Source organism: Pseudomonas sp. 2,4-D (genome assembly GCF_030418155.1).
GTDB classification, from domain to species: domain Bacteria; phylum Pseudomonadota; class Gammaproteobacteria; order Pseudomonadales; family Pseudomonadaceae; genus Aquipseudomonas; species Aquipseudomonas alloputida.
In genome coordinates this window covers 1-20,267 of the sequence record NZ_JAUHUI010000017.1, presented here as the reverse complement: position 1 = coordinate 20,267, position 20,267 = coordinate 1, and the positions used below count along the sequence as shown (strand labels likewise).

Below are 20,267 nucleotides of genomic sequence, written 5' to 3'. Positions count from 1 at the left end.
GCCGGATACGGCAATAGAAGTCAATCGATCAGCTTGAACGCTCAAAAGGCAAAACCACATGAAACCATTACTGATTCTTGCATTGGTCGGTATGTCCTCGTTCGCCCTCGCCGATGAGGCCAAACCCGTCTCCAGCGAGCCTGTGGCTCAGCAGTATGACTACTCGATGAACCTGGACATCAAGCGGGTGATCAACCTGTCGACCATCCCCAATGTCTGCGAAGTGGTACCTGCGACCATGACCTATGAAGACCATCAGGGCCAGGTGCACACCATTCAGTACCGGGCCATGGGTGAAGGTTGCCAGCAGGGTTGACTGGCGGTGCCCGCCACAGGGTCTGAAAACGCTGTGGCGGGCACTTGCTAGCCCTGATGCGATCTCACAGGTGCTCCGCCAATACAGAATAATTTCCCCCGCCTGTCGAATCCTCCGCTTACCGTTCGACCATAGCTGAAGGCACGCTTCACACCGTGCCCCACCCCTATGATCTTTCGGAGGTACCCCGATGAGCACCGCAGCCGAATCCGAAATCCGTCAATTGATCGAGCGCTGGATGCAAGCCGTGCGCGATCGCGACATCCCGGGCATCATCGCCCCCTACGCCGACGATATCGTCGCCTTCGATGCCATCCAGGCTCTGCAATTCAAAGGCAAGTCAGCCTACACGGCGCACTGGGAAATGTGCATGGGCATGTGTCCCGGCCCCATGGTGTTCGAACTTGCCCAACTCACCGTGCACGCCGCTGGCGATCTGGCCCTGGCCCATTGGCTGAACCGCTGCGGCCCGGGCGACGACGAAAGCCAGTGCGGCTTCATGCGCGCCACGGTGGGCTATCGTCGTCAAGGCGGCCAGTGGCAGGTAATTCACGAACACTGGTCGGCGCCTTTCGATATGGAAACGCAAAAAGCCCTGTTCGATCTCAAGCCCTGAGCCGTTATCGCCAAACGCACTTTGCCAATACCCTGGAGGCGACCATGAAATACCTGTGCCTGGTCTATTGTGACGAGGGGCTGTTGCACAGCCTGCCCGACAGCCCGGCAGACGCCGAATGCATGGCCTACGCCGAAGCCATTCAGGGTTCCGGGCGCATGCTGGCGGCCGAGGCGCTGAAGCCGGTGCAGACGGCCACCACGGTACGCATGCGCAACGGACACATGAGCCTGACCGACGGCCCGTTCGCCGAAACCAAGGAGCAACTGGCCGGCTTTTACCTGGTGGAGGCCCGCGACCTAAACGAAGCGCTGAATATCGCCAAAGGCATCCCTGCCGCGCGGGTCGGCAGTGTCGAGGTGCGACCGGTGCGTGAGCTGCAACCCTGACAGCCAAGGAGAACAATCAGCATGAGCCTTGCCCCCATTGCCCAGGCGCAACACGAGTTATCCATCAGCCGCCTGATCGACGCCCCACCGGCCAAGGTATTTCGCGCCTGGACCGAACCTCAGTGGCTGATGCAGTGGTGGGGGCCGCACGGCATGACCACCCCGGAGTGTGAAATGCAGCTGTGGGCCGGTGGCCTGTTTCGCACCTTGATGCGGGCGCCGGATGGCAGCGAGTACCCCAACCAGGGCGTTTTTCTGGAAATTGCCGCGCCACGCCGGCTGGTGTTCACTGATGCCTTCGGCCCCGGTTGGGTACCGTCGGACAAGGCCTTCATGACCGCCGTGATCAGCTTTGACGAGGAACAGGGCAAAACCCGCTACACCGCCCGGGCCTGGCACTGGAATGCCACCGACTGCCGGGCCCATGAAGAAATGGGCTTCCACCAAGGCTGGGGAGAAAGCCTGGACCGCCTGGTGGAGGTGGTGACCCAGCGGATGCCCGACTGATGGCCGCACTGGCCAAGGTGCGCGCCGAAGTCGAGGCTGTGTATCGGCAGGAGTCGCGGCGCATACTGGCGACACTGATCCGCTTGCTGGGTGATTTCGACCTGGCCGAGGAGGCCATGCATGATGCCTTCTTCATTGCCGTCGAACGCTGGCAACGCGACGGTATTCCCGCCAACCCGCGAGCGTGGCTGGTTTCTGTCGGGCGCTTCAAGGCCATCGACGCGCTGCGCCGGCGCGTCCGCTTCGACCGCTCCCAGGCGGACTTGAGCATGCTGCTGGATGACCAGGCGCAGGATCCCAGTGAAGAAGAGCTGCTGGTGGATGACCGCCTGCGGCTGATCTTCACCTGTTGCCATCCGGCCCTGTCGGCCGACGCTCAGGTGCCATTGACGCTTCGCGAAGTCTGCGACCTGACGACCGAGCAGATCGCCCGCGCCTTTCTGCAAAGCCCGGCCACCATCGCCCAGCGTATTGTGCGCGCCAAGGCCAAGATCCGTGACGCGGGCATACCGTACCAGGTACCGGAGCTGAGTGAACTGCCCGAGCGCCTGGAAAGTGTGTTGCGGGTGATCTACCTGGTGTTCAACGAGGGCTATTCGGCGTCATCGGGCGAGACACTGCTGCAGCAGGCGCTGAGCGATGAAGCCATTCGCCTGGCGCGGTTGCTGGTGCAGTTGCTGCCCGACCCGGAGGCGGTCGGCCTGCTGGCGTTGATGTTGTTGCAGGCGTCCCGGCAGCGGGCGCGCATCGATGGCAAAGGCGATTTGGTGGTTCTGGAGCAGCAGGACCGTAGCTTGTGGGACCGGCAGTTCATTGCCGAGGGCTGTGCTCTGGTGCGCCAGGCCCTGCAGAGCCGTGCATTCGGGGCCTATACCATCCAGGCGGCGATTGCTGCCGTGCATGCCGAAGCGGTGACGGCTGAAGAGACGGACTGGGGAGAGATCGTCGGGCTGTATGACGTGTTGCAGCGGTATTGGCCATCAGCGGTGGTGGCGCTTAACCGGGCGGTGGCGCTGGCGAAGCGGGATGGGCCGGAGGCTGGCTTGCGGGAAGTCGAAGGGATTCTGGCACGGGGGGAGTTGCTGGACTATCACGTGGCACATGCGGCACGCGCCGAGTTGCATTGCCAGCTGGGACAGGTGGAAGAGGCGCGGGCGGCCTGGCGGCAGGCGCTGGCCTTGACCCGGCAGGCGCCTGAGCGGCGGTATATCGAGCGGCGTTTGCAGGCTATCGAATGATGTGAGGTGTGCCGGCCTCTTGGCGGGCAAGCCCGCTCCCACAGGATGCCTGCCAAATCAACGCGTTAGCGGGTTACCCAGGAGAGCAGCCTTGAAGAAGATGCTGGCTGCATCACACCTCAGCTCGCCACGAAATTCGGCGGCGACACCAGCTCGACGGTCTGCTGCTTGCGCGGCGCCAGGATCTCGGCTTCACCCGCGACCACCAGCTCGTCGTTCTGGTTGTACACATTGGTGGCGATGCGCACCTTGAACTTGGGCAGCTTCTCGAGGATTTCCAGGCGCACGGTCAGGGTGTCGCCGATTTTCACCGGTTTCTGGAAGCTCATCTGCTGGCCCAGGTAGATGGTGCCAGGGCCAGGGAGGGTGCAGGCCACTGCAGCACTGATCAGCGCGCCGCTGAACATGCCATGGGCAATACGTTCGCGGAACATGCTCTTGGCGGCGAACTCGGCATCCAGATGAACCGGGTTGTGGTCACCGGACATCGCAGCGAACAGTTGGATGTCGCGTTCTTCAACGGACTTCTTGTACTCGGCCTTCTGGCCGACTTCGAGGGCTTCGTAAGGCGTGTTGGTGACCTGGGACATCGATGCTTCCTTAAGCGTTGGGCGAGGGCGGCTATCATTCACTGCGCGCAGGGCGGCCAAGGGCCAGCGCCTGTTCCAGCCAGCCGAGAATATCGGCGATGACCTCGCCACGGTTGGTTTCGTTGAGTACTTCATGCCGCGCCTCAGGATAGATGCGCAGCTGTACATGTCGGTTGCCGGTCGCGCGCAGGGCGTCGGCCAGATGGGTGAGACGCTTGCCGGCACTGACCGGATCACATTCACCGCCGATCACCAGCATCGGCAGGTTGGGATCGATCTGCGCGAGGTTACCCGGCTGACTGATCTGCGCCAAGCCTTGCAGCAGATCGAGCCACAACTGGTTGGTGCAGCGAAAGCCGCACAACGGGTCATTCACGTACTGATCGACCTCGCCCGGGTCGCGGCTGAGCCAGTCGAAGGCCGTGCGGTTGGGCTTGAAGGCGTTGTTGAACGAACCGAAGGACAACCATTCGATCAGTGCACTCTTGCCCAGTGGCCCCTGGCGCCAGGACTCCAGCCGGGCAATCAGCCGCGCAAAGCGGTACAGCACGGCCGGTTGATAGTTGGAGCCGCTGAGGATCGCCCCGTGCAGGCTGCCACTGTGATGCAGCAGGTAAGCCTGGGCGATGTAGCTGCCCATGCTGTGGCCGAACAGGAACAGCGGCGTGCACGGGAACTGCTGGCCGATGTGCTGGGCCACACACCCCAGGTCATTGACCACGGCATTCCAGCCATGATGACGGGCAAACAGGCCGAGACTGCCCAGTTCGGCAGTGCGCCCGTGGCCACGCTGATCGGCAGCGAACAGGGCAAAGCCGGCCTCGCTCAGGGCCTGGCCCAGACGGTGGTAGCGCCCGGCATGCTCGGCCATGCCATGGGCCAGCAGCACCACGGCCTTTACCGGTGTGGCCGGCAGCCATTGGTGTACGTACAGGCTGCAGTGCTCACTGGCGGGCAGCCAGAAGGCATCGTGAGGCATGGCGGGTCCTTGTGCGCGCGGTTACCCGAACAGTGTATGCACAACCGGCCGGATTGCAGGAGGGGCACAAATAAGATTCACAATGTTAATGGCGGCACTTGGCGTATATGCCACCTTGGGTTTACCTGCTAACGTCGAATCAACGCCTTTTCGCCAGCAGGCGGTCAGGTAAAGGACTAAAGGACGCAGTGCAGGTCCAGGCAGAGGAACAATAATAAATGCAAGCCGACTTCTGGAATGACAAGCGCCCGGCAGGCGTGCCTTCTACCATCGACATCAATGCCTACGCCTCGGTCGTCGAGGTGTTCGAGCGCTCCTGCAAGCGCTTTGCCGACCGCCCGGCGTTCAGCAACCTGGGCGTGACCCTCAGCTACGCGGAACTGGAGCGCCATTCGGCAGCCTTCGCTGCCTGGTTGCAGCAGCACACCGACCTCAAACCGGGTGAGCGCATTGCCGTGCAGATGCCCAATGTGCTGCAGTACCCCATCGCCGTATTCGGTGCCATGCGCGCCGGGCTGATCGTGGTCAATACCAATCCGCTGTACACCGAGCGCGAGATGCGCCACCAGTTCAAGGACAGTGGCGCGCGTGCGCTGGTGTACCTGAACATGTTCGGCAAGCGCGTGCAGGAGGTGCTGCCCGATACCGGTATCGAGTACCTGATCGAGGCAAAGATGGGCGACCTGCTGCCGGCCGCCAAGGGCTGGCTGGTCAACACCGTGGTCGACAAGTTGAAGAAGATGGTGCCGGCCTACCAGTTGCCCCAGGCGGTGCCGTTCAAGCAGGTGCTGCGCGAGGGCCGCGGGCTGTCGCCCAAACCGGTGTCGCTGAACCTCGATGACATCGCCGTGCTGCAGTACACCGGCGGCACCACCGGCCTGGCCAAGGGCGCCATGCTCACCCATGGCAACCTGGTGGCCAACATGCTGCAGGTGCTGGCCTGCTTCTCGCAGCACGGCCCCGATGGGCAGAAGCTGCTGAAGGACGGCCAGGAAGTGATGATCGCGCCGCTGCCGCTGTACCACATCTATGCCTTCACCGCGAATTGCATGTGCATGATGGTCACCGGCAACCATAACGTGCTGATTACCAACCCGCGGGATATTCCCGGCTTCATCAAGGAACTGGGCAAGTGGCGTTTCTCTGCCTTGCTGGGCCTCAATACCCTGTTTGTCGCACTGATGGACCACCCGGGTTTCCGTCAGCTGGACTTCTCGGCGCTGAAGGTCACCAACTCTGGTGGCACAGCGCTGGTCAAAGCGACCGCCGAGCGTTGGGAAAACCTTACCGGGTGCCGTATCGTTGAAGGCTACGGCCTGACAGAAACCTCGCCGGTAGCCAGCACCAACCCATACGGCCAGCTGGCGCGTCTGGGGACGGTGGGCATCCCCGTGGCGGGTACTGCGTTCAAGGTCATCGATGATGACGGCAACGAACTGCCGCTGGGCGAGCGGGGCGAGCTTTGCATCAAAGGCCCGCAGGTCATGAAGGGGTACTGGCAGCAGCCCGAGGCAACGGCCCAGGCACTGGATGCAGAAGGCTGGTTCAAGACCGGTGATATCGCGGTGATCGACCCGGACGGCTTCACCCGCATTGTCGACCGCAAGAAGGACATGATCATCGTCTCGGGCTTCAATGTTTACCCCAACGAAATCGAGGATGTGGTGATGGGGCACCCCAAGGTCGCCAACTGTGCGGCTATCGGCGTGCCGGACGAGCGTTCCGGCGAGGCGGTCAAGCTGTTCGTGGTGCCGCGCGAGGGGGGGCTGAGCGTTGATGAGCTGAAGGCCTACTGCAAGGCCAACTTCACTGGCTACAAAGTACCCAAGCACATCGTGCTGCGTGAATCGTTGCCCATGACGCCGGTGGGCAAGATTTTGCGGCGGGAGTTGCGCGATATAGCGTGATACCGGGATGGCTTCTTCGCGGGTAAACCCGCTCCTACACCGCCCAATGTAGGAGCGGGTTTACCCGCGAACGCCTCAAACCGCTCTAACAGGCCATATACAGCCTTATCTGCGACATTTTGGATAATTACTCTAAAAATGACCTGTATTGTTCATTGAGTCATTTTTGTGACCGAGAGGCCTGTTTTGGCCTCTAGGCGACCCCAGACAAAGCTGTTACTCTCGGCCCGCTTCCAGATGATCCGGTTTGCAACGAACCGTCATCTCATATCAATAATAAGCGCATCGACGCGTGAATCGAACTTCGCTGTTGCTGAAGGAGTGGGCTTCCATGATCGAAAATTTTTGGAAGGATAAGTACCCAGCCGGGATTACGGCGGAAATCAATCCTGACGAATTCCCCAATATCCAGGCAGTACTCAAGCAATCCTGCCAACGCTTTGCCGACAAACCGGCCTTTAGCAACCTGGGCAAGACTATCACTTATGGCGAGTTGTATGCGTTGTCGGGGGCGTTTGCCGCCTGGCTGCAACAGCATACCGACCTCAAGCCGGGTGACCGCATTGCCGTGCAACTGCCCAATGTCCTGCAATACCCGGTCGCGGTCTTCGGTGCCATGCGTGCCGGGCTGATCGTGGTCAACACCAACCCGCTGTACACCGCGCGGGAGATGGAACACCAGTTCAACGACTCGGGTGCCAAGGCCCTGGTGTGCCTGGCCAACATGGCCCACCTGGCCGAGAAAGTGGTGCCCAAAACCAAGGTCAGGCACGTTATCGTCACTGAAGTGGCCGACCTGCTGCCGCCACTCAAGCGCCTGCTGATCAACAGCGTGATCAAGTACGTGAAGAAGATGGTGCCGGCCTACAACCTGCCACAGGCTGTGCGTTTCAATGACGCCCTGGCGCTGGGCAAGGGCCAGCCAGTGACCGAAGCCAACCCGCAGGCCAACGACGTGGCGGTGCTGCAGTACACCGGCGGTACCACCGGTGTGGCCAAAGGCGCCATGCTGACCCACCGCAACCTGGTGGCCAACATGCTGCAGTGCCGGGCACTGATGGGCTCCAACCTGCACGAAGGCTGCGAAATCCTCATCACCCCGCTGCCGCTGTACCACATCTATGCGTTTACCTTCCATTGCATGGCGATGATGCTGATCGGCAACCACAACGTGCTGATCAGCAACCCGCGAGACTTGCCGGCGATGGTCAAGGAACTGGGCAAGTGGAAGTTCAGCGGCTTTGTGGGCCTCAACACCCTGTTCGTTGCCCTGTGCAATAACGAGGCGTTCCGAGCCCTGGATTTCTCGGCGCTGAAAATCACCCTGTCGGGCGGCATGGCCTTGCAGCTAAGCGTGGCCGAGCGCTGGAAGGCCGTTACCGGTTGCGCCATCTGCGAAGGCTACGGCATGACCGAAACCAGCCCGGTGGCGGCGGTGAACCCGTCGGAAGCGAACCAGGTGGGCACCATCGGTATTCCGGTGCCGTCGACCCTGTGCAAGGTCATCGACGATGCCGGCAATGAGCTGCCGCTTGGCGAAGTGGGCGAGCTGTGTGTCAAGGGCCCGCAGGTGATGAAGGGCTACTGGCAGCGTGAAGACGCCACGGCCGAGATTCTCGACAGCGAAGGCTGGCTGAAGACCGGTGACATCGCCGTGATCCAGGCGGACGGCTACATGCGCATCGTCGACCGCAAGAAAGACATGATCCTGGTCTCGGGCTTCAACGTGTACCCCAACGAGCTGGAAGACGTGTTGGCGGCCTTGCCGGGCGTGCTGCAGTGCGCAGCCATCGGTGTGCCGGACGAGAAGTCGGGTGAAGTGATCAAGGTCTTCATCGTGGTCAAGCCGGGCATGACCGTGACCAAGGAGCAGGTGATGGAGCACATGCGCGCCAACGTTACCGGCTACAAGGTACCGCGCCACATCGAGTTCCGCGATTCGCTGCCTACCACCAACGTGGGCAAGATCCTGCGCCGCGAACTGCGTGATGAAGAGCTCAAGAAGCAAGGCTTGAAGAAGATCGCCTGACCACAGGCCTGCACGCTCAGTGTGGGAGCGGCCTCGTGTCGCGAAAGGGCCGCGACGCGGCCCTGGGATTTCGGCGGTAATGCAACGATGGCTGGGGGCGCTAGGCGCCCCTTTCGCGACATGAGGCCCCACAATAAGATGCGGCGCCGTCTTCAGACATTGTGAGCCCCTGTAGGCGCGGGTTTACCCGCGAATACGGTAGTGGCGAAAACGGTGAATGGCGGGTGGAGATTGGCCAGCAGGGCCGGCCCTTTCGCGGGTAAACCCGCTCCTACACCCGCGCAACTCAGCGCAGCTTCTCGAGCATCTGGTAATACCACATCCCCGCCGCCAGCAGCGGGTTCCCCAGCAAGTCTCCCATCGGCACCCGCACATGCTTGCACTGGGCGAAGGTGTCGAACTTCTCCAGCGTCCCGGTCAACGCTTCGGCCATGATCTCGCCCATGATGTGGCTGGTGGCAATACCGTGCCCCGAGTAACCCTGGCAGTACCACACGTTGTCCGACAGCTTGCCCAGCTGCGGGATGCGGTTGACCACGATGCCCATGGCGCAGCTCCACTGGAACTCGATCGGCACCCCCTTCAATGCCGGGAAGGTGCGTTCGATGCAGGGGCGCAATTCGCCTTCGATGTCGCGTGAATCCTTGCCTGAGTAGTTGGCGCCGCCGCCGAACAGCAGGCGCTTGTCGGCCGTCAGGCGGTAGTAGTCGAGGACGAAGCGGCAGTCGTACACCGCCAGGTCCTGCGGGTTGATCTGCTCGGCCAGCTCACCCAGCGGCGCGGTGGTGACGATACCGCCCATGGCCGGGAAGATCTTGCCCTTGAGCTGGCGCTTTTCGAGCTTGTGATACACATCGCCGGCCAACATCACCTGGCGTGCCTCGACCCGGCCGTGGGCGGTAACCACCGCCGGGCGCGGGCCATGGACGATGTCCAGCACTTCGGAATTTTCGAATATCAGTGCACCCAGGCCATGCGCGGCACGGGCTTCCCCCAGGCACAGGTTGAGTGGGTGCAGGTGCAGGTTGCGCAGGTTCTTCAACGCACCCAGATAAAGCGGGCTTTGCAGATGCTCGGCCACTGCAGCGCGATCGAGCAGTTGCACCTGCTCGCCCATGCCGCGGCGCTGTGCTTCGGCCTCGAACGCACGCAGTTCGTTCATGTGCGAAGGCTTCATGGCTGCATGCAGATGGCCACGCTTGAGGTCGCAATCGATGCCATAGCGCGCCACGCGCTGTTCGATCACCTGGTGCCCGCGCCAGCGCAAGTGCCAGATGAAATCGTCCACTTCGGCGCCCAAGTGGTTGCGCATCTGCGAGCGCATGGCCTCGTCGCCCGACAGGCTGCCGGTGACCTGGCCGCCGTTGCGACCGCTGGCGCCCCAGCCGATACGGTTGGTTTCGACGATGGCGACCTTCAGGCCGCGCTCGGCCAGTTCAACCGCCGTGGCCACGCCCGTAAAGCCACCGCCGATGATCGCCACATCCACCTGCACCGTGCCTTTGAGTTGCGGGTACTCGCTGTGGTCGTTGAGGGTGGCGCTGTAATAGGACGGCGCGCGCTTTGCCGGGCCGTTGTTCAATGCTGCGTTCATGGGTGTTCCTTGTTTTGTAGGGGCTCAGGCCTGGTGCAGGTACCAGCGCCAGTCCTGTTCGCTGACTTCAGCCATGAACTGGCGGTACTCGGCGCGCTTGACCTTCAGGTACACGCCAAGGAAGTCTTCGCCCAATGCTTCACGGGCCCATTCGGAATGTTGCAGGGCGTCGAGGGTGGTCAGCCAGTCGGTGGGCAGGTGTTCGGTGGCCTGAGCGTAACCGTTGCCTTCAACGGGGGCACCTGGGTCAAGCTGTTCGCGGATGCCGCGGTGGCTGGCAGCAAGGATCGCCGCTGCAGCCAGGTAAGGGTTGGCATCTGCGCCACAGATGCGGTGCTCCACATGGCGACTGTTGGCAGGGCCTCCTGGCACACGCAGGCTCACGGTGCGGTTGTCCACGCCCCAGGTTGGCGCCAGGGGCGCATAGCTGTTGGCCTGGAAACGTCGGTACGAGTTGGCGTTGGGGCAGAACAGCAACAGCGAGTCGCGCAGGTGCCGCAGCATGCCGGCCACGGCCTGGCGCAGCAGCGGGGTACCGGCCTTGTCTTCGCTGGCGAACAGGTTGTTGCCGGCGCTGTCGGCCAGGCTCAGGTGCATGTGCATGCCGGTGCCGGCCAGTTGGGCAAATGGCTTGGCCATGAAGCAGGCCTGCATGCCGTGGGCATGGGCCACACCTTTTACCAGGCGCTTGTAGCGCACCGCCTGGTCCATCGCCTGCAGCGCATCGCCATGCTCCAGGGTGATTTCCACCTGGCCCGGGGCGTACTCGGAAATGGCCGTGCGCGCCGGGATGCCCTGGGCCTTGCAGGCAGCGTACAGGTCGGCGAGGAACGGTTCGATCTGCTCCAGTTCGCGCAGGCCATAGACCTGGGTGCTGCGTGGGCGACCGCCATCGTTGTCCAGTGCCGGTTGCGGGCGGCCCTGGGCATCACGCTGCTGGTCAAGCAGGTAGAACTCCAGCTCGCAGGCCATCACCGGGTGGTAACCATCGGCCTTCAACGCTTCGATGGTGCGCAGCAGCACATGGCGTGGGTCAGCGATGCTGGCCGGCAGCCCCTCGCTGGGGTGCATGCTCACCTGCACTGCAGCGGTTGGCACCCGTCGCCAGGGCAGCCGCACCAGGCTGCCGTCAAGCGGGTAGGCACGGCAGTCGATATCGCCTACGTCCCACACCAGGCCGGAGTTTTCCACGTCGTCGCCATTGAGGGTCAGGCCAAGGATGGTGCTGGGCAGTGGCCGGCCTGTCTGGTACACGGCCAGCAGTTCCTCGCGGTGCAACAGCTTGCCGCGTGGCACACCGTTGGCGTCGAGGATGAACAGTTCGAACAGCTCGATATCGGGGTTGTCGGCCAGAAAACGGGTAGCCTGCTCTACAGGGGCAAAGTGCATGATCAATTCGCTCATAGGCGCGCAGGGCCACCGCGCAAGCAGGCGGCCCAGTTGAGTCAAACGGCCAGACGGTGGCCGGGTGTGGTCACAATGGCGTGAGCGAGGTGTCCGGTGGGCGCGCGTGACGGCAGTGCCACAAGGCCCAGAAGGCAAGGATGATGTGGACCAGCGGATTTTCCCCGGCACGGCTCCGGGCCTTCGGGAGCGAAGGGCGGGACGACGGTGGGGCGATGGGCTGGGCGGGAGTCATGCCTTTGATACTCACATGCGGCGTAAGGTTGATTAAAGCAGTGAATGGCAACCTTTACATCGCACTTGGCTAAACATTCGTGTTGAAAGCATCACGGTCAATGTGGAGTGGCCTTGCGTCGCGAAAGGGCCGCGTAGCGGACCCCGGCCATCAGCGACCACTCAGAAATTGCTGGGGCCGCTTTGCGGCCCTATCGCGACACAAGGCCGCTCCCACAGTGAGCGTGCAAGCAGCAGAGAATCCGCAAATCTGCGACAATCGCCCGACTTTCCGAATGCCGATCATGAAAAAGCAGGCTCACCTGCATCATTAAAAAGCCCCATGACTGACCACGCCATCGACAAACTGCTGCAAAACCTCGACCACGCCATGATTGCCGACCGCCATCGCCTGCGCCGGCAACTGCACGAACTGCGCAAGCGCCCCGACGAGGCGAAGCTGGCGCAGTGGGTGGAGAAGGTCCAGGCCTCCTGCGCCCAGGTCACCGCGCGTCAGCAGAGCGTGCCGACCGTACGCTACGACGACAACCTGCCCATCGCCGCCAAGCGTGACGAAATCAAGAAGGCCCTGGCCGAAAACCAGGTGTTGGTGATCGCCGGCGAGACCGGCTCTGGCAAGACGACCCAGTTGCCGAAAATCTGCCTGGAACTTGGCCGTGGCAGCCATGGGTTGATCGCCCATACCCAGCCACGCAGGATCGCAGCGCGTAGCGTGGCCGCGCGAGTCGCCGAAGAGCTGGGCACGCCCTTGGGCGCGCTGGTCGGCTATCAGGTGCGTTTCGAAGACCAGAGCGATTCCAATACCTTGGTCAAGCTGATGACCGACGGCATCCTCCTGGCCGAAACCCAGCACGACCGCTTCCTTGAACGCTACGACACGATCATCGTCGACGAAGCGCACGAGCGCAGCCTGAACATCGACTTTCTGCTCGGCTACCTGAAAACGTTGCTGCATCGTCGACCGGACCTGAAGCTGATCATCACCTCGGCCACCATCGACCTGGAGCGCTTCTCCAGGCACTTCGACGGTGCGCCGATCATCGAGGTGTCCGGGCGCACCTTCCCGGTGGACACCTGGTACCGCCCGCTGACCAGCGAACAGGACGAAGAGGGCAACCAGATCGAGGACGACCTCACCGTCGATCAGGCCATCCTTGCCACCCTCGACGAGCTGGCGCAGCACGAGCGTAGCGAGGGCAAGGGGCCGGGCGATGTGCTGATCTTCCTGCCGGGCGAGCGGGAAATCCGTGATGCCGCCGAGATCCTGCGCAAGGCGCAACTGCGCCATACCGAGATTTTGCCGCTGTACGCGCGCCTGTCGCCGGCTGAGCAGCAGCGTATCTTCCAACCGCACACCGGGCGCCGCGTGGTGCTGGCCACCAACGTCGCCGAAACCTCGCTGACCGTGCCTGGCATCCGCTATGTGATTGACACCGGGACCGCGCGCATCAGCCGCTACAGCTACCGCGCCAAGGTCCAGCGCCTGCCGATCGAGGCGGTGTCACAGGCCAGTGCCAACCAGCGTAAAGGCCGTTGCGGCCGGGTCGAGCCGGGCATTTGCGTGCGTCTCTACAGCGAAGAGGACTTCAACAGCCGGCCAGCGTTTACCGACCCGGAGATTCTGCGCACCAACCTGGCGGCGGTGATCCTGCAGATGTTGCACCTGCGCCTGGGCGCAATCGATGCCTTCCCGTTCATCGAGCCGCCGGATGGCAAAGCCATCAGCGACGGCTTCAACCTGTTGCAGGAGCTTTCGGCGGTTAACCGCGAGAACCAGCTGACGCCAATTGGCCGCCAGCTGGCGCGCTTGCCGATCGACCCGCGGCTGGGCCGCATGCTGCTTGAAGGCGCGCGCCTGGGCAGCCTGCAGGAAGTGCTGATCGTCACCAGTGCGCTGTCGGTGCAGGACCCGCGTGAACGCCCTCCAGAACGCCAGCAGGCCGCCGATCAGGCGCACGCACAGTGGAAGGACGTGGACTCGGACTTCGCTGCGTTGGTCAACCTGTGGCGCGGCTTCGAGGAACAACGTCAGGCGCTGACTGCCAACCCGCTGCGCAACTGGTGCCGCAAGCAGTTCCTGAACTACTTGCGGCTGCGCGAGTGGCGCGATGCTCATCGTCAGTTGGCGCTGATTTGCCGTGACCTGCAGCTGACGGTGAACAAGGAACCGACCGATTACCAGAAGATGCACAAGGCAATCCTCAGCGGGCTGCTCAGCCAGATTGGCCAGAAGACCGAAGAGGGCGACTACCAGGGCGCCCGCCAGCGGCGTTTCTGGGTGCATCCATCGTCGGGCCTGGGGCGCAAGCGCCCGCAGTGGGTCATGGCTGCCGAGCTGGTCGAAACCACCAAGCTGTATGCGCGCATGGTGGCCAAGATCGAGCCGGACTGGATCGAGCCGCTGGCCGGCCACCTGATCAAGAAAAACCATTTCGAGCCGCACTGGGAGAAGAAGCGCGGGCAGGTGGTGGCCTACGAGCAGATCACGCTCTACGGGCTGATCCTGGTCGGCCGTCGGCCGGTGCACTACGGCCCGATCGACCCGGCAACCTCGCGCGAGCTGTTTATCCGTGAAGGCCTGGTGGGTGGCGAAATCCAGTCGCGGGCCAAGTGCCTGGCGGCCAACAAACGCCTGCTTGAAGAGCTGGACGAGCTGGAAGCCAAGGCTCGCCGGCGTGACATTCTGGCTGACGAAGAAACGCTGTACGCTTTCTACGAAGCGCGCCTGCCGGCGGAAATCCACCAGACGGCGACCTTCGACAGTTGGTACCGCATGGGCAGCCAGAAGGACGCCAACCTGCTGATCATGCGCGAGGAGGACGTGCTGGCCCGCGAGGCCAGCGAAGTGACCGCCGCACAGTACCCCGACAGTATGCAGGTGGGCGATTTGCGCCTGCCGCTGAGCTACCACTTCGAGCCCGGCCACCCCCGCGATGGTGTGACGGTGCGGGTGCCGGCGCCGCTGTTGCCGAGCCTGCCGGGCGAGCGCCTGGAGTGGCTGGTGCCGGGCCTGCTGGAGGCCAAGTGCGTGGCGCTGGTGCGCAACCTGCCCAAGGCCCTGCGCAAGAACTTTGTCCCGGTGCCAGACTTCGTCAAGGCTTCGCTGGCGCGCATGACCTTCGGCCAAGGGGCGCTGCCACAGGCCCTGGGCCAGGAACTGCTGCGCATGACCGGTGCACGTGTGTCGGACGAGGCCTGGGACGAGTCGGTCAACCAGGTCGAGGGCCACCTGCGCATGAACATCGAAGTGGTCGATGGCCAGGGCAAGTTCCTTGGCGAAGGCCGCGACCTGGCGGAGCTGACCGCGCGCTTTGCTGCCGCCAGTCAGGCTGCCCTGGCCGTGCCACGTGACGCCAAGGGTGAGCAGCCGGTGCAGGCCAAGGCCTTCAGCGAAGTGAAGCAGACCGCCCAGCAGAAGATCGCCGGCCTGTCGATGACCGTGTACCCGGCACTGGTGGAAGACAACGGCACTGTGCGTGAAGGGCGCTTCTCGACCCAGGCCGAAGCCGAGTTTCAGCACCGCCGCGCCTTGCAACGGCTGTTGCTGCAGCAACTGGCCGAGCCGGCCAAGTTCCTGCGCGGCAAGCTGCCGGGGCTGACCGAGCTGGGCCTGCTGTACCGTGAAATGGGGCGGGTCGAGGCGCTGGTCGAAGACATTCTGCTGGCCAGCCTGGACAGTTGCATCCTTGAAGGCGAACAACCGTTGCCACGTGATGGCGCGGCCTTGGCCGCGCTGGCTGAACGCAAGCGCGGCAGCTGGGCCGAGCATGCCGAGCGCCTGGCAAGGCAGACCTTGGAAGTGCTGAAGCTGTGGCATGGTCTGCAGAAACGCTTCAAGGGCAAGATCGACCTGAGCCAAGCGGTGGCACTGAACGACATCAAGCAGCAGCTAGGCAACCTGGTGTACCCGGGCTTCGTACGCGAAACGCCTGGGGTGTGGTTCAAGGAGTTGCCGCGTTATCTCAAGGCGGTTGAATTGCGCCTCGAAAAACTCGGCTCGCAAGTACAGAAGGACCGGGTGTGGAGCGGCGAATTGGCCAACCTGTGGGCGCAGTACAAGGCCCGTGCCGACAAGCATGCCCAGGAAGGCAAGCGCGATGAGCAACTGACTGTGTACCGCTGGTGGCTGGAAGAATATCGCGTATCGCTGTTTGCCCAGCAGTTGGGGACCAAGGTGCCGATTTCTGACAAGCGATTGAGCAAACAATGGAGTCAGGTGGAAGGCTAACCTCCATTATTTGTGGCAAACTTTGGGGCGTTTGGGGCCGCTTTGCGGCCCTTGGCGGATAAGCCCGCCGCGCAGGGGTAAACGTATGCCCCTGAATTGGCACTAAAGTGCCATTAACCTGTCATGTTTCCAGCCAGCGCCCTGTGGCGATGGCCTTTGACCAGAGGAACGACCGTGCATAACGTCGTGATCAGCGGCACCGGCCTGTACACCCCGGCCCAGAGCATTTCCAACGAAGAGCTGGTGGCTTCCTTCAACGCCTGGTCGCAGCAGTTCAACCAGGACAACGCTGCCGCCATCGAGCGCGGTGAAGTCGAGGCGGCGCCGCTCTCCGACGCGGCGTTTATCGAAAAGGCCTCGGGCATCAAGAGCCGCTTTGTCATGGACAAGGCCGGTATCCTCGACCCGCAGCGCATGAAGCCGCGCCTGCCCGAGCGCAGCAACGATGAACCGTCGGTGCTGTGTGAAATGGCCGTGGCCGCTGCCCGCCAGGCCCTGGAGCGCGCAGGCCGAACGGCGGCCGATGTCGACGGGGTGATCGTCGCCTGCTCCAACTTGCAGCGCCCTTACCCGGCCATCGCCATCGAAGTGCAACAGGCACTGGGTGTCCAGGGCTTTGCCTTCGACATGAACGTGGCCTGCTCGTCGGCCACCTTCGGTATCCAGACCGCCGCCAACAGCGTAGCGCTGGGCCAGGCGCGGGCGGTGCTGATGGTCAACCCCGAAGTGTGCACCGGCCACCTCAACTTCCGTGACCGCGACAGCCATTTCATTTTTGGCGATGCCGCCACCGCCGTGTTGCTGGAGCGTGCCGACCAGGCCACTTCGGCGCACCAGTTCGACATCGTCAGCAGCAAGCTCTGGACTGAGTTCTCCAACAACATCCGCAACAACTTCGGCTTCCTCAACCGTGCGGCGGAAGAGGGTGAAGGCGCTGCGGACAAGCTGTTCATCCAGGAAGGCCGCAAGGTGTTCCGCGAGGTGTGCCCGAAGGTGGCCGAACTGATCGGTGAACACCTGCAGGAGAATGGGCTGCAACCGGGCGACGTGAAGCGCTTCTGGCTGCACCAGGCCAACCTCAGCATGAACCAGTTGATCGTCAAGAAACTGGTGGGGCGTGAAGTGGCCGAGGAAGAGGCACCGGTGATTCTGGACCGTTACGCCAATACCAGCTCGGCGGGGTCGGTGATTGCCTTCCACCTGTACCAGGATGACCTGGCCAAAGGCTCGTTGGGCGTGTTGAGCTCGTTTGGTGCGGGGTATTCGATTGGTAGCGTGATTCTGCGCAAGCGCTGATTCATCAGGCGCCTGTTACGGCCTCTTCGCGGGCTTGCCCGCTCCCACAGGTACAGCACAGTTCTCAAGGTCTGTGGTGATTCTGTGGGAGCGGGCAAGCCCGCGAAGGGGCCGGCGCATTTCACACAGGCAAAAAAGCGGGAAACGCCGGATGGGGTCGGCGTTTCCCGCTTCAGGTGAAGCAGAGCAGGGTGTCGCTTAGAACTTGGCTTCCAGATCTACCTGCAGGGTGTCGACGTCAGCATTGCTGTTCGGCAACTGCGACAGGTCGGTCTTGGCCATCAGGTAGGCAGCACCCAGGGAGAAGTTCTTGTCGATTTCGTAACCGACCTTGAACTTGTGACCACGCGAACCGGTGTAGCCGTTGCCGAAGTCCGAATCGGTGAACAGGCTGACCACCGCGTTACGCTGCACATCGCGGTAGTTGTAGTCCAGGCTCCAGGCACCCATTTTGGTTTTCAGGCCAGCCAGCCAGGCCTGATCTTCGCCGTCGGTGCTGTCGGTGTTCTTAACGTACTGGCCATAGGCCGACAACGGAATGGCCAAGCCAGTGAAGTCGATCTGGCCAAAGCCTTCCACCAGATTGAACTCGTTGGTGGTGTTGCCGAACGACTGCAGGATGGCTGCTTCCTTGTCGTTGTCGTAACCATAGATGCTGGCACCCACGGTGAGCTTGAGCACGTCGGCCGGCGCGAACTTGGCACCCAATTGGCCGTGGTAGACCTGTGCATCGTGCTTGTACTGGACGCCGTCACCATCGACGTTGTCCTTCAAGGTGTACTGACCGGCGCTGGCAAACACTTCGGCCCCGCCCAGGTCAGCCTTGTAAGTGGCCGCCACACCTTCCGGGTTGATGTCGCTATCCCAGATGATGTCGCCCATGCTCACCCAAGGCTGTTGCATCTTGCCGCCAATCAGGTGCAGGTTAGGGACTGCAGTCGGGTGCCAGTCGAGGTAGGCCAGGTCGACCCACAGCGACTTCTTGTCGAAGTAGTTGTCGAAGCTCTGGTTGGTCGAACGTCGGTCAGCGCTGCTGCCAGTGGCGATACGGACCCCAGCGTCGACCTGCGGGTTGATCTCGCTGTAGAAACCGACACGGGCACGTACTCGCTGGCGGTCCTGGTTGCCGCTGCTGCTGTTCGGATCGTCGACGTTGACGTCTTCGTAGCGCAGGCGCACGTCACCCTTGATCTGGGTCTTGGCGGCCCATGCCACTTTTTGTTCAAAGGAGCTCATGCGTTCGGACTGAGCTTTCTGGTCGGCCTTTTCCTTGGTTTCTTTTGCCAGGTCGCCCTGCAGTTCGTTGTACTGCGCCTGATTGATCGAGCCATTGGCGCGGAGCATTTCGAGCAGCTTGGCGTCGACAGCAGCACTGGCCGGGGCACTCAGGGCCAGCATCATGCCGGTGAGGCTTACTCCGGTAAGTGTGGAAACAAGACGCATAAGGTTCTCCCTACTGAAAAAAATGGGGGAGGCTCAAGCGCCTGCCCCTGCGTTGGCATGTCTTCGGAAAGGGCCTGAATAGACAGGTTCTAGGGTTCCGGAAAACAGGCGCAAGTATTGCGGGGGCCAATGACAGATTAATGTCTGATTAGTGGCACTGTTGTTAAGTAATTGAGTATTGAAGGACCCACCCGGCGTTCGTCATTTGAGCGACGGGCCTTCCTTGGGGATACTGACGGTCTTCAGACAGCGAGCCGAAAACGTGACCAGCCTGTACAGCCTTGCCCACCTGCGTGATCTTTCGACGGCCACCTGGGATGCCCTTGTGCCAGCCGGCCAACCCTTCCTGCGCCATGCTTTTCTCAGTGCAATGGAGGACAGCGGCAGCGTGGCGCGCAACACTGGCTGGGCCGCCGAGCACCTGGTGCTGGAGCGTGACGGACAGGTACGAGCGCTGTTGCCCGCGTACCGCAAGTGGCACTCGTTTGGCGAGTATGTGTTCGATCATGGTTGGGCCGATGCTTGTGAGCGGGCTGGTATCGCCTACTACCCAAAACTGCTTGGCGCTGTGCCGTTCAGTCCGGTCAGCGGCCCACGGCTGCTGGCGGCCGATCCGGCTGACGGTTTGTTGATGCTGCAGGCCCTGCCGGAGTATTTGGGCAAGGGTGGGCTTTCCGGAGCGCACATCAACTTCACCGACCCGGCGCTGGACGCGCAGTTGGCGGGCCTGCCTGGGTGGATGGAACGCCTGGGTTGCCAGTTTCACTGGCAAAACCGGGGGTATCGCGACTTCCAGGACTTTCTCGACAGCCTCAGCTCGCGCAAGCGCAAGCAGATGCGCAAGGAGCGCGAGCAGGTGGCGGGGCAGGGTATCGACTTCCGCTGGTACCGCGGTGATGAACTGGACGAGGCACAGTGGGATTTCGTCTTTCTGTGCTATGCCAACACCTATGCGGTGCGCCGTCGTGCCCCTTACCTGACGCGCGATTTTTTCAGTCTGCTGGCCGAGCGCATGCCCGAGGCGGTGCGCGTGGTAATGGCTCGCCAGGGTGGTCGAGATGTGGCCATGGCCCTGAGCCTGGTGGGTGGCGACAGCCTGTTTGGCCGCTATTGGGGCTGCCTCGATGAGTTCGATCGGCTGCATTTCGAGACGTGTTTCTACCAGGGCATGGACTTTGCCATTGCCGAGGGTTACCAGCGTTTCGATGCCGGGGCACAGGGCGAGCACAAATTGATACGCGGGTTTGAGCCGGTGTTGACGCGGTCGTGGCATTACCTGCTGCACCCGGGGTTGCGGCGGGCGGTGGAGGATTTTCTGCTGCAGGAACGGGAAGGGGTCAAGGGGTATGCCGAGGAGGCGCGGGGGATGTTGCCCTACCGCCGGGACTGAGAGATCTGTGTTGCCTGTGCTGGCCTTTTCGCGGGTAAACCCGCTCCTACACAGGTTCGCTATCGTTGTAGGGGCGGGTTTACCCGCGAAAAGGCCGCGCAGGTGTC

15 protein-coding genes are annotated in these 20,267 nt (G+C 62.4%); 10 read left to right on the top strand and 5 right to left on the bottom strand.

Annotated elements, in window-relative coordinates:
* The first annotated feature begins 58 nt into the window (after positions 1–58).
* The 5 genes from QYE47_RS14165 to QYE47_RS14145 all read left to right on the top strand — a co-directional run bounded on the left by QYE47_RS14165 (position 59) and on the right by QYE47_RS14145 (position 3,066).
* Positions 59–316, top strand: coding sequence for a DUF2790 domain-containing protein (locus tag QYE47_RS14165; RefSeq protein ID WP_003254632.1), 258 nt, complete (start codon positions 59–61; stop codon positions 314–316).
* 190 nt (positions 317–506) lie between these two features.
* Positions 507–932, top strand: coding sequence for a nuclear transport factor 2 family protein (locus QYE47_RS14160; RefSeq protein ID WP_014590051.1), 426 nt, complete (start codon positions 507–509; stop codon positions 930–932).
* A gap of 44 nt (positions 933–976) precedes the next feature.
* Positions 977–1,321 carry a YciI family protein gene (locus QYE47_RS14155; protein WP_014590052.1) on the top strand — a complete coding sequence of 115 codons (345 nt, stop codon included), beginning with the start codon at positions 977–979 and terminating at the stop codon, positions 1,319–1,321.
* Positions 1,322–1,342: 21 nt separating this feature from the next.
* Entirely contained in the window at positions 1,343–1,828 is a 486-nt protein-coding gene (locus QYE47_RS14150) for an SRPBCC family protein (RefSeq protein ID WP_014590053.1), read from the top strand.
* Positions 1,828–3,066 (top strand): RNA polymerase sigma factor, encoded by a 1,239-nt coding sequence (locus tag QYE47_RS14145; protein ID WP_070383567.1) that lies wholly within the window; start codon positions 1,828–1,830, stop codon positions 3,064–3,066. Before QYE47_RS14150 ends, QYE47_RS14145 begins: the two co-directional genes overlap by 1 nt.
* A 119-nt stretch (positions 3,067–3,185) precedes the next feature.
* Here the strand turns inward: QYE47_RS14145 and QYE47_RS14140 are convergent, their stop codons facing one another.
* Positions 3,186–3,656, bottom strand: a complete 471-nt coding sequence (locus QYE47_RS14140; RefSeq protein ID WP_003254624.1) for a MaoC family dehydratase — start codon at positions 3,654–3,656, stop codon at positions 3,186–3,188.
* 34 nt (positions 3,657–3,690) lie between these two features.
* Complete coding sequence (locus tag QYE47_RS14135) at positions 3,691–4,635, bottom strand: alpha/beta hydrolase (protein ID WP_014590055.1); 945 nt, start codon at positions 4,633–4,635, stop codon at positions 3,691–3,693.
* A gap of 218 nt (positions 4,636–4,853) precedes the next feature.
* Here QYE47_RS14135 and fadD2 point away from each other — a divergent pair, with 218 nt between their 5' ends.
* Positions 4,854–6,542, top strand: a complete 1,689-nt coding sequence (gene fadD2 / locus QYE47_RS14130) for a long-chain-fatty-acid--CoA ligase FadD2 (RefSeq protein WP_014590056.1) — start codon at positions 4,854–4,856, stop codon at positions 6,540–6,542.
* Positions 6,543–6,873: 331 nt separating this feature from the next.
* Positions 6,874–8,571, top strand: a complete 1,698-nt coding sequence (fadD1, locus tag QYE47_RS14125; protein ID WP_014590057.1) for a long-chain-fatty-acid--CoA ligase FadD1 — start codon at positions 6,874–6,876, stop codon at positions 8,569–8,571.
* 286 nt (positions 8,572–8,857) lie between these two features.
* Here fadD1 and QYE47_RS14120 read toward each other — a convergent pair whose 3' ends face one another.
* Together QYE47_RS14120 and QYE47_RS14115 are read right to left on the bottom strand one after the other, a co-directional pair.
* Positions 8,858–10,165, bottom strand: a complete 1,308-nt coding sequence (locus tag QYE47_RS14120; RefSeq protein ID WP_014590058.1) for an FAD-binding oxidoreductase — start codon at positions 10,163–10,165, stop codon at positions 8,858–8,860.
* A gap of 24 nt (positions 10,166–10,189) precedes the next feature.
* Complete coding sequence (locus QYE47_RS14115; RefSeq protein ID WP_003254618.1) at positions 10,190–11,554, bottom strand: glutamine synthetase family protein; 1,365 nt, start codon at positions 11,552–11,554, stop codon at positions 10,190–10,192.
* A gap of 571 nt (positions 11,555–12,125) precedes the next feature.
* On the opposite strand from QYE47_RS14115, the gene hrpA reads away from it, so the two are divergent.
* Positions 12,126–16,031: an ATP-dependent RNA helicase HrpA gene (hrpA, locus tag QYE47_RS14110; RefSeq protein WP_014590059.1), complete on the top strand. Its 3,906-nt coding sequence runs from the start codon at positions 12,126–12,128 to the stop codon at positions 16,029–16,031.
* Positions 16,032–16,205: 174 nt separating this feature from the next.
* The gene (locus tag QYE47_RS14105; RefSeq protein WP_014590060.1) at positions 16,206–17,327 is read left to right on the top strand and encodes a beta-ketoacyl-ACP synthase III; all 1,122 of its coding nucleotides are present in this window, start codon (positions 16,206–16,208) and stop codon (positions 17,325–17,327) included.
* A 198-nt stretch (positions 17,328–17,525) separates the two neighbouring features.
* Here QYE47_RS14105 and QYE47_RS14100 read toward each other — a convergent pair whose 3' ends face one another.
* Positions 17,526–18,770 carry a putative porin gene (locus tag QYE47_RS14100; RefSeq protein WP_003254615.1) on the bottom strand — a complete coding sequence of 415 codons (1,245 nt, stop codon included), beginning with the start codon at positions 18,768–18,770 and terminating at the stop codon, positions 17,526–17,528.
* A 262-nt stretch (positions 18,771–19,032) separates the two neighbouring features.
* On the opposite strand from QYE47_RS14100, the gene QYE47_RS14095 reads away from it, so the two are divergent.
* Positions 19,033–20,160 carry a GNAT family N-acetyltransferase gene (locus tag QYE47_RS14095; RefSeq protein ID WP_019439126.1) on the top strand — a complete coding sequence of 376 codons (1,128 nt, stop codon included), beginning with the start codon at positions 19,033–19,035 and terminating at the stop codon, positions 20,158–20,160.
* Positions 20,161–20,267 lie beyond the last annotated feature (107 nt).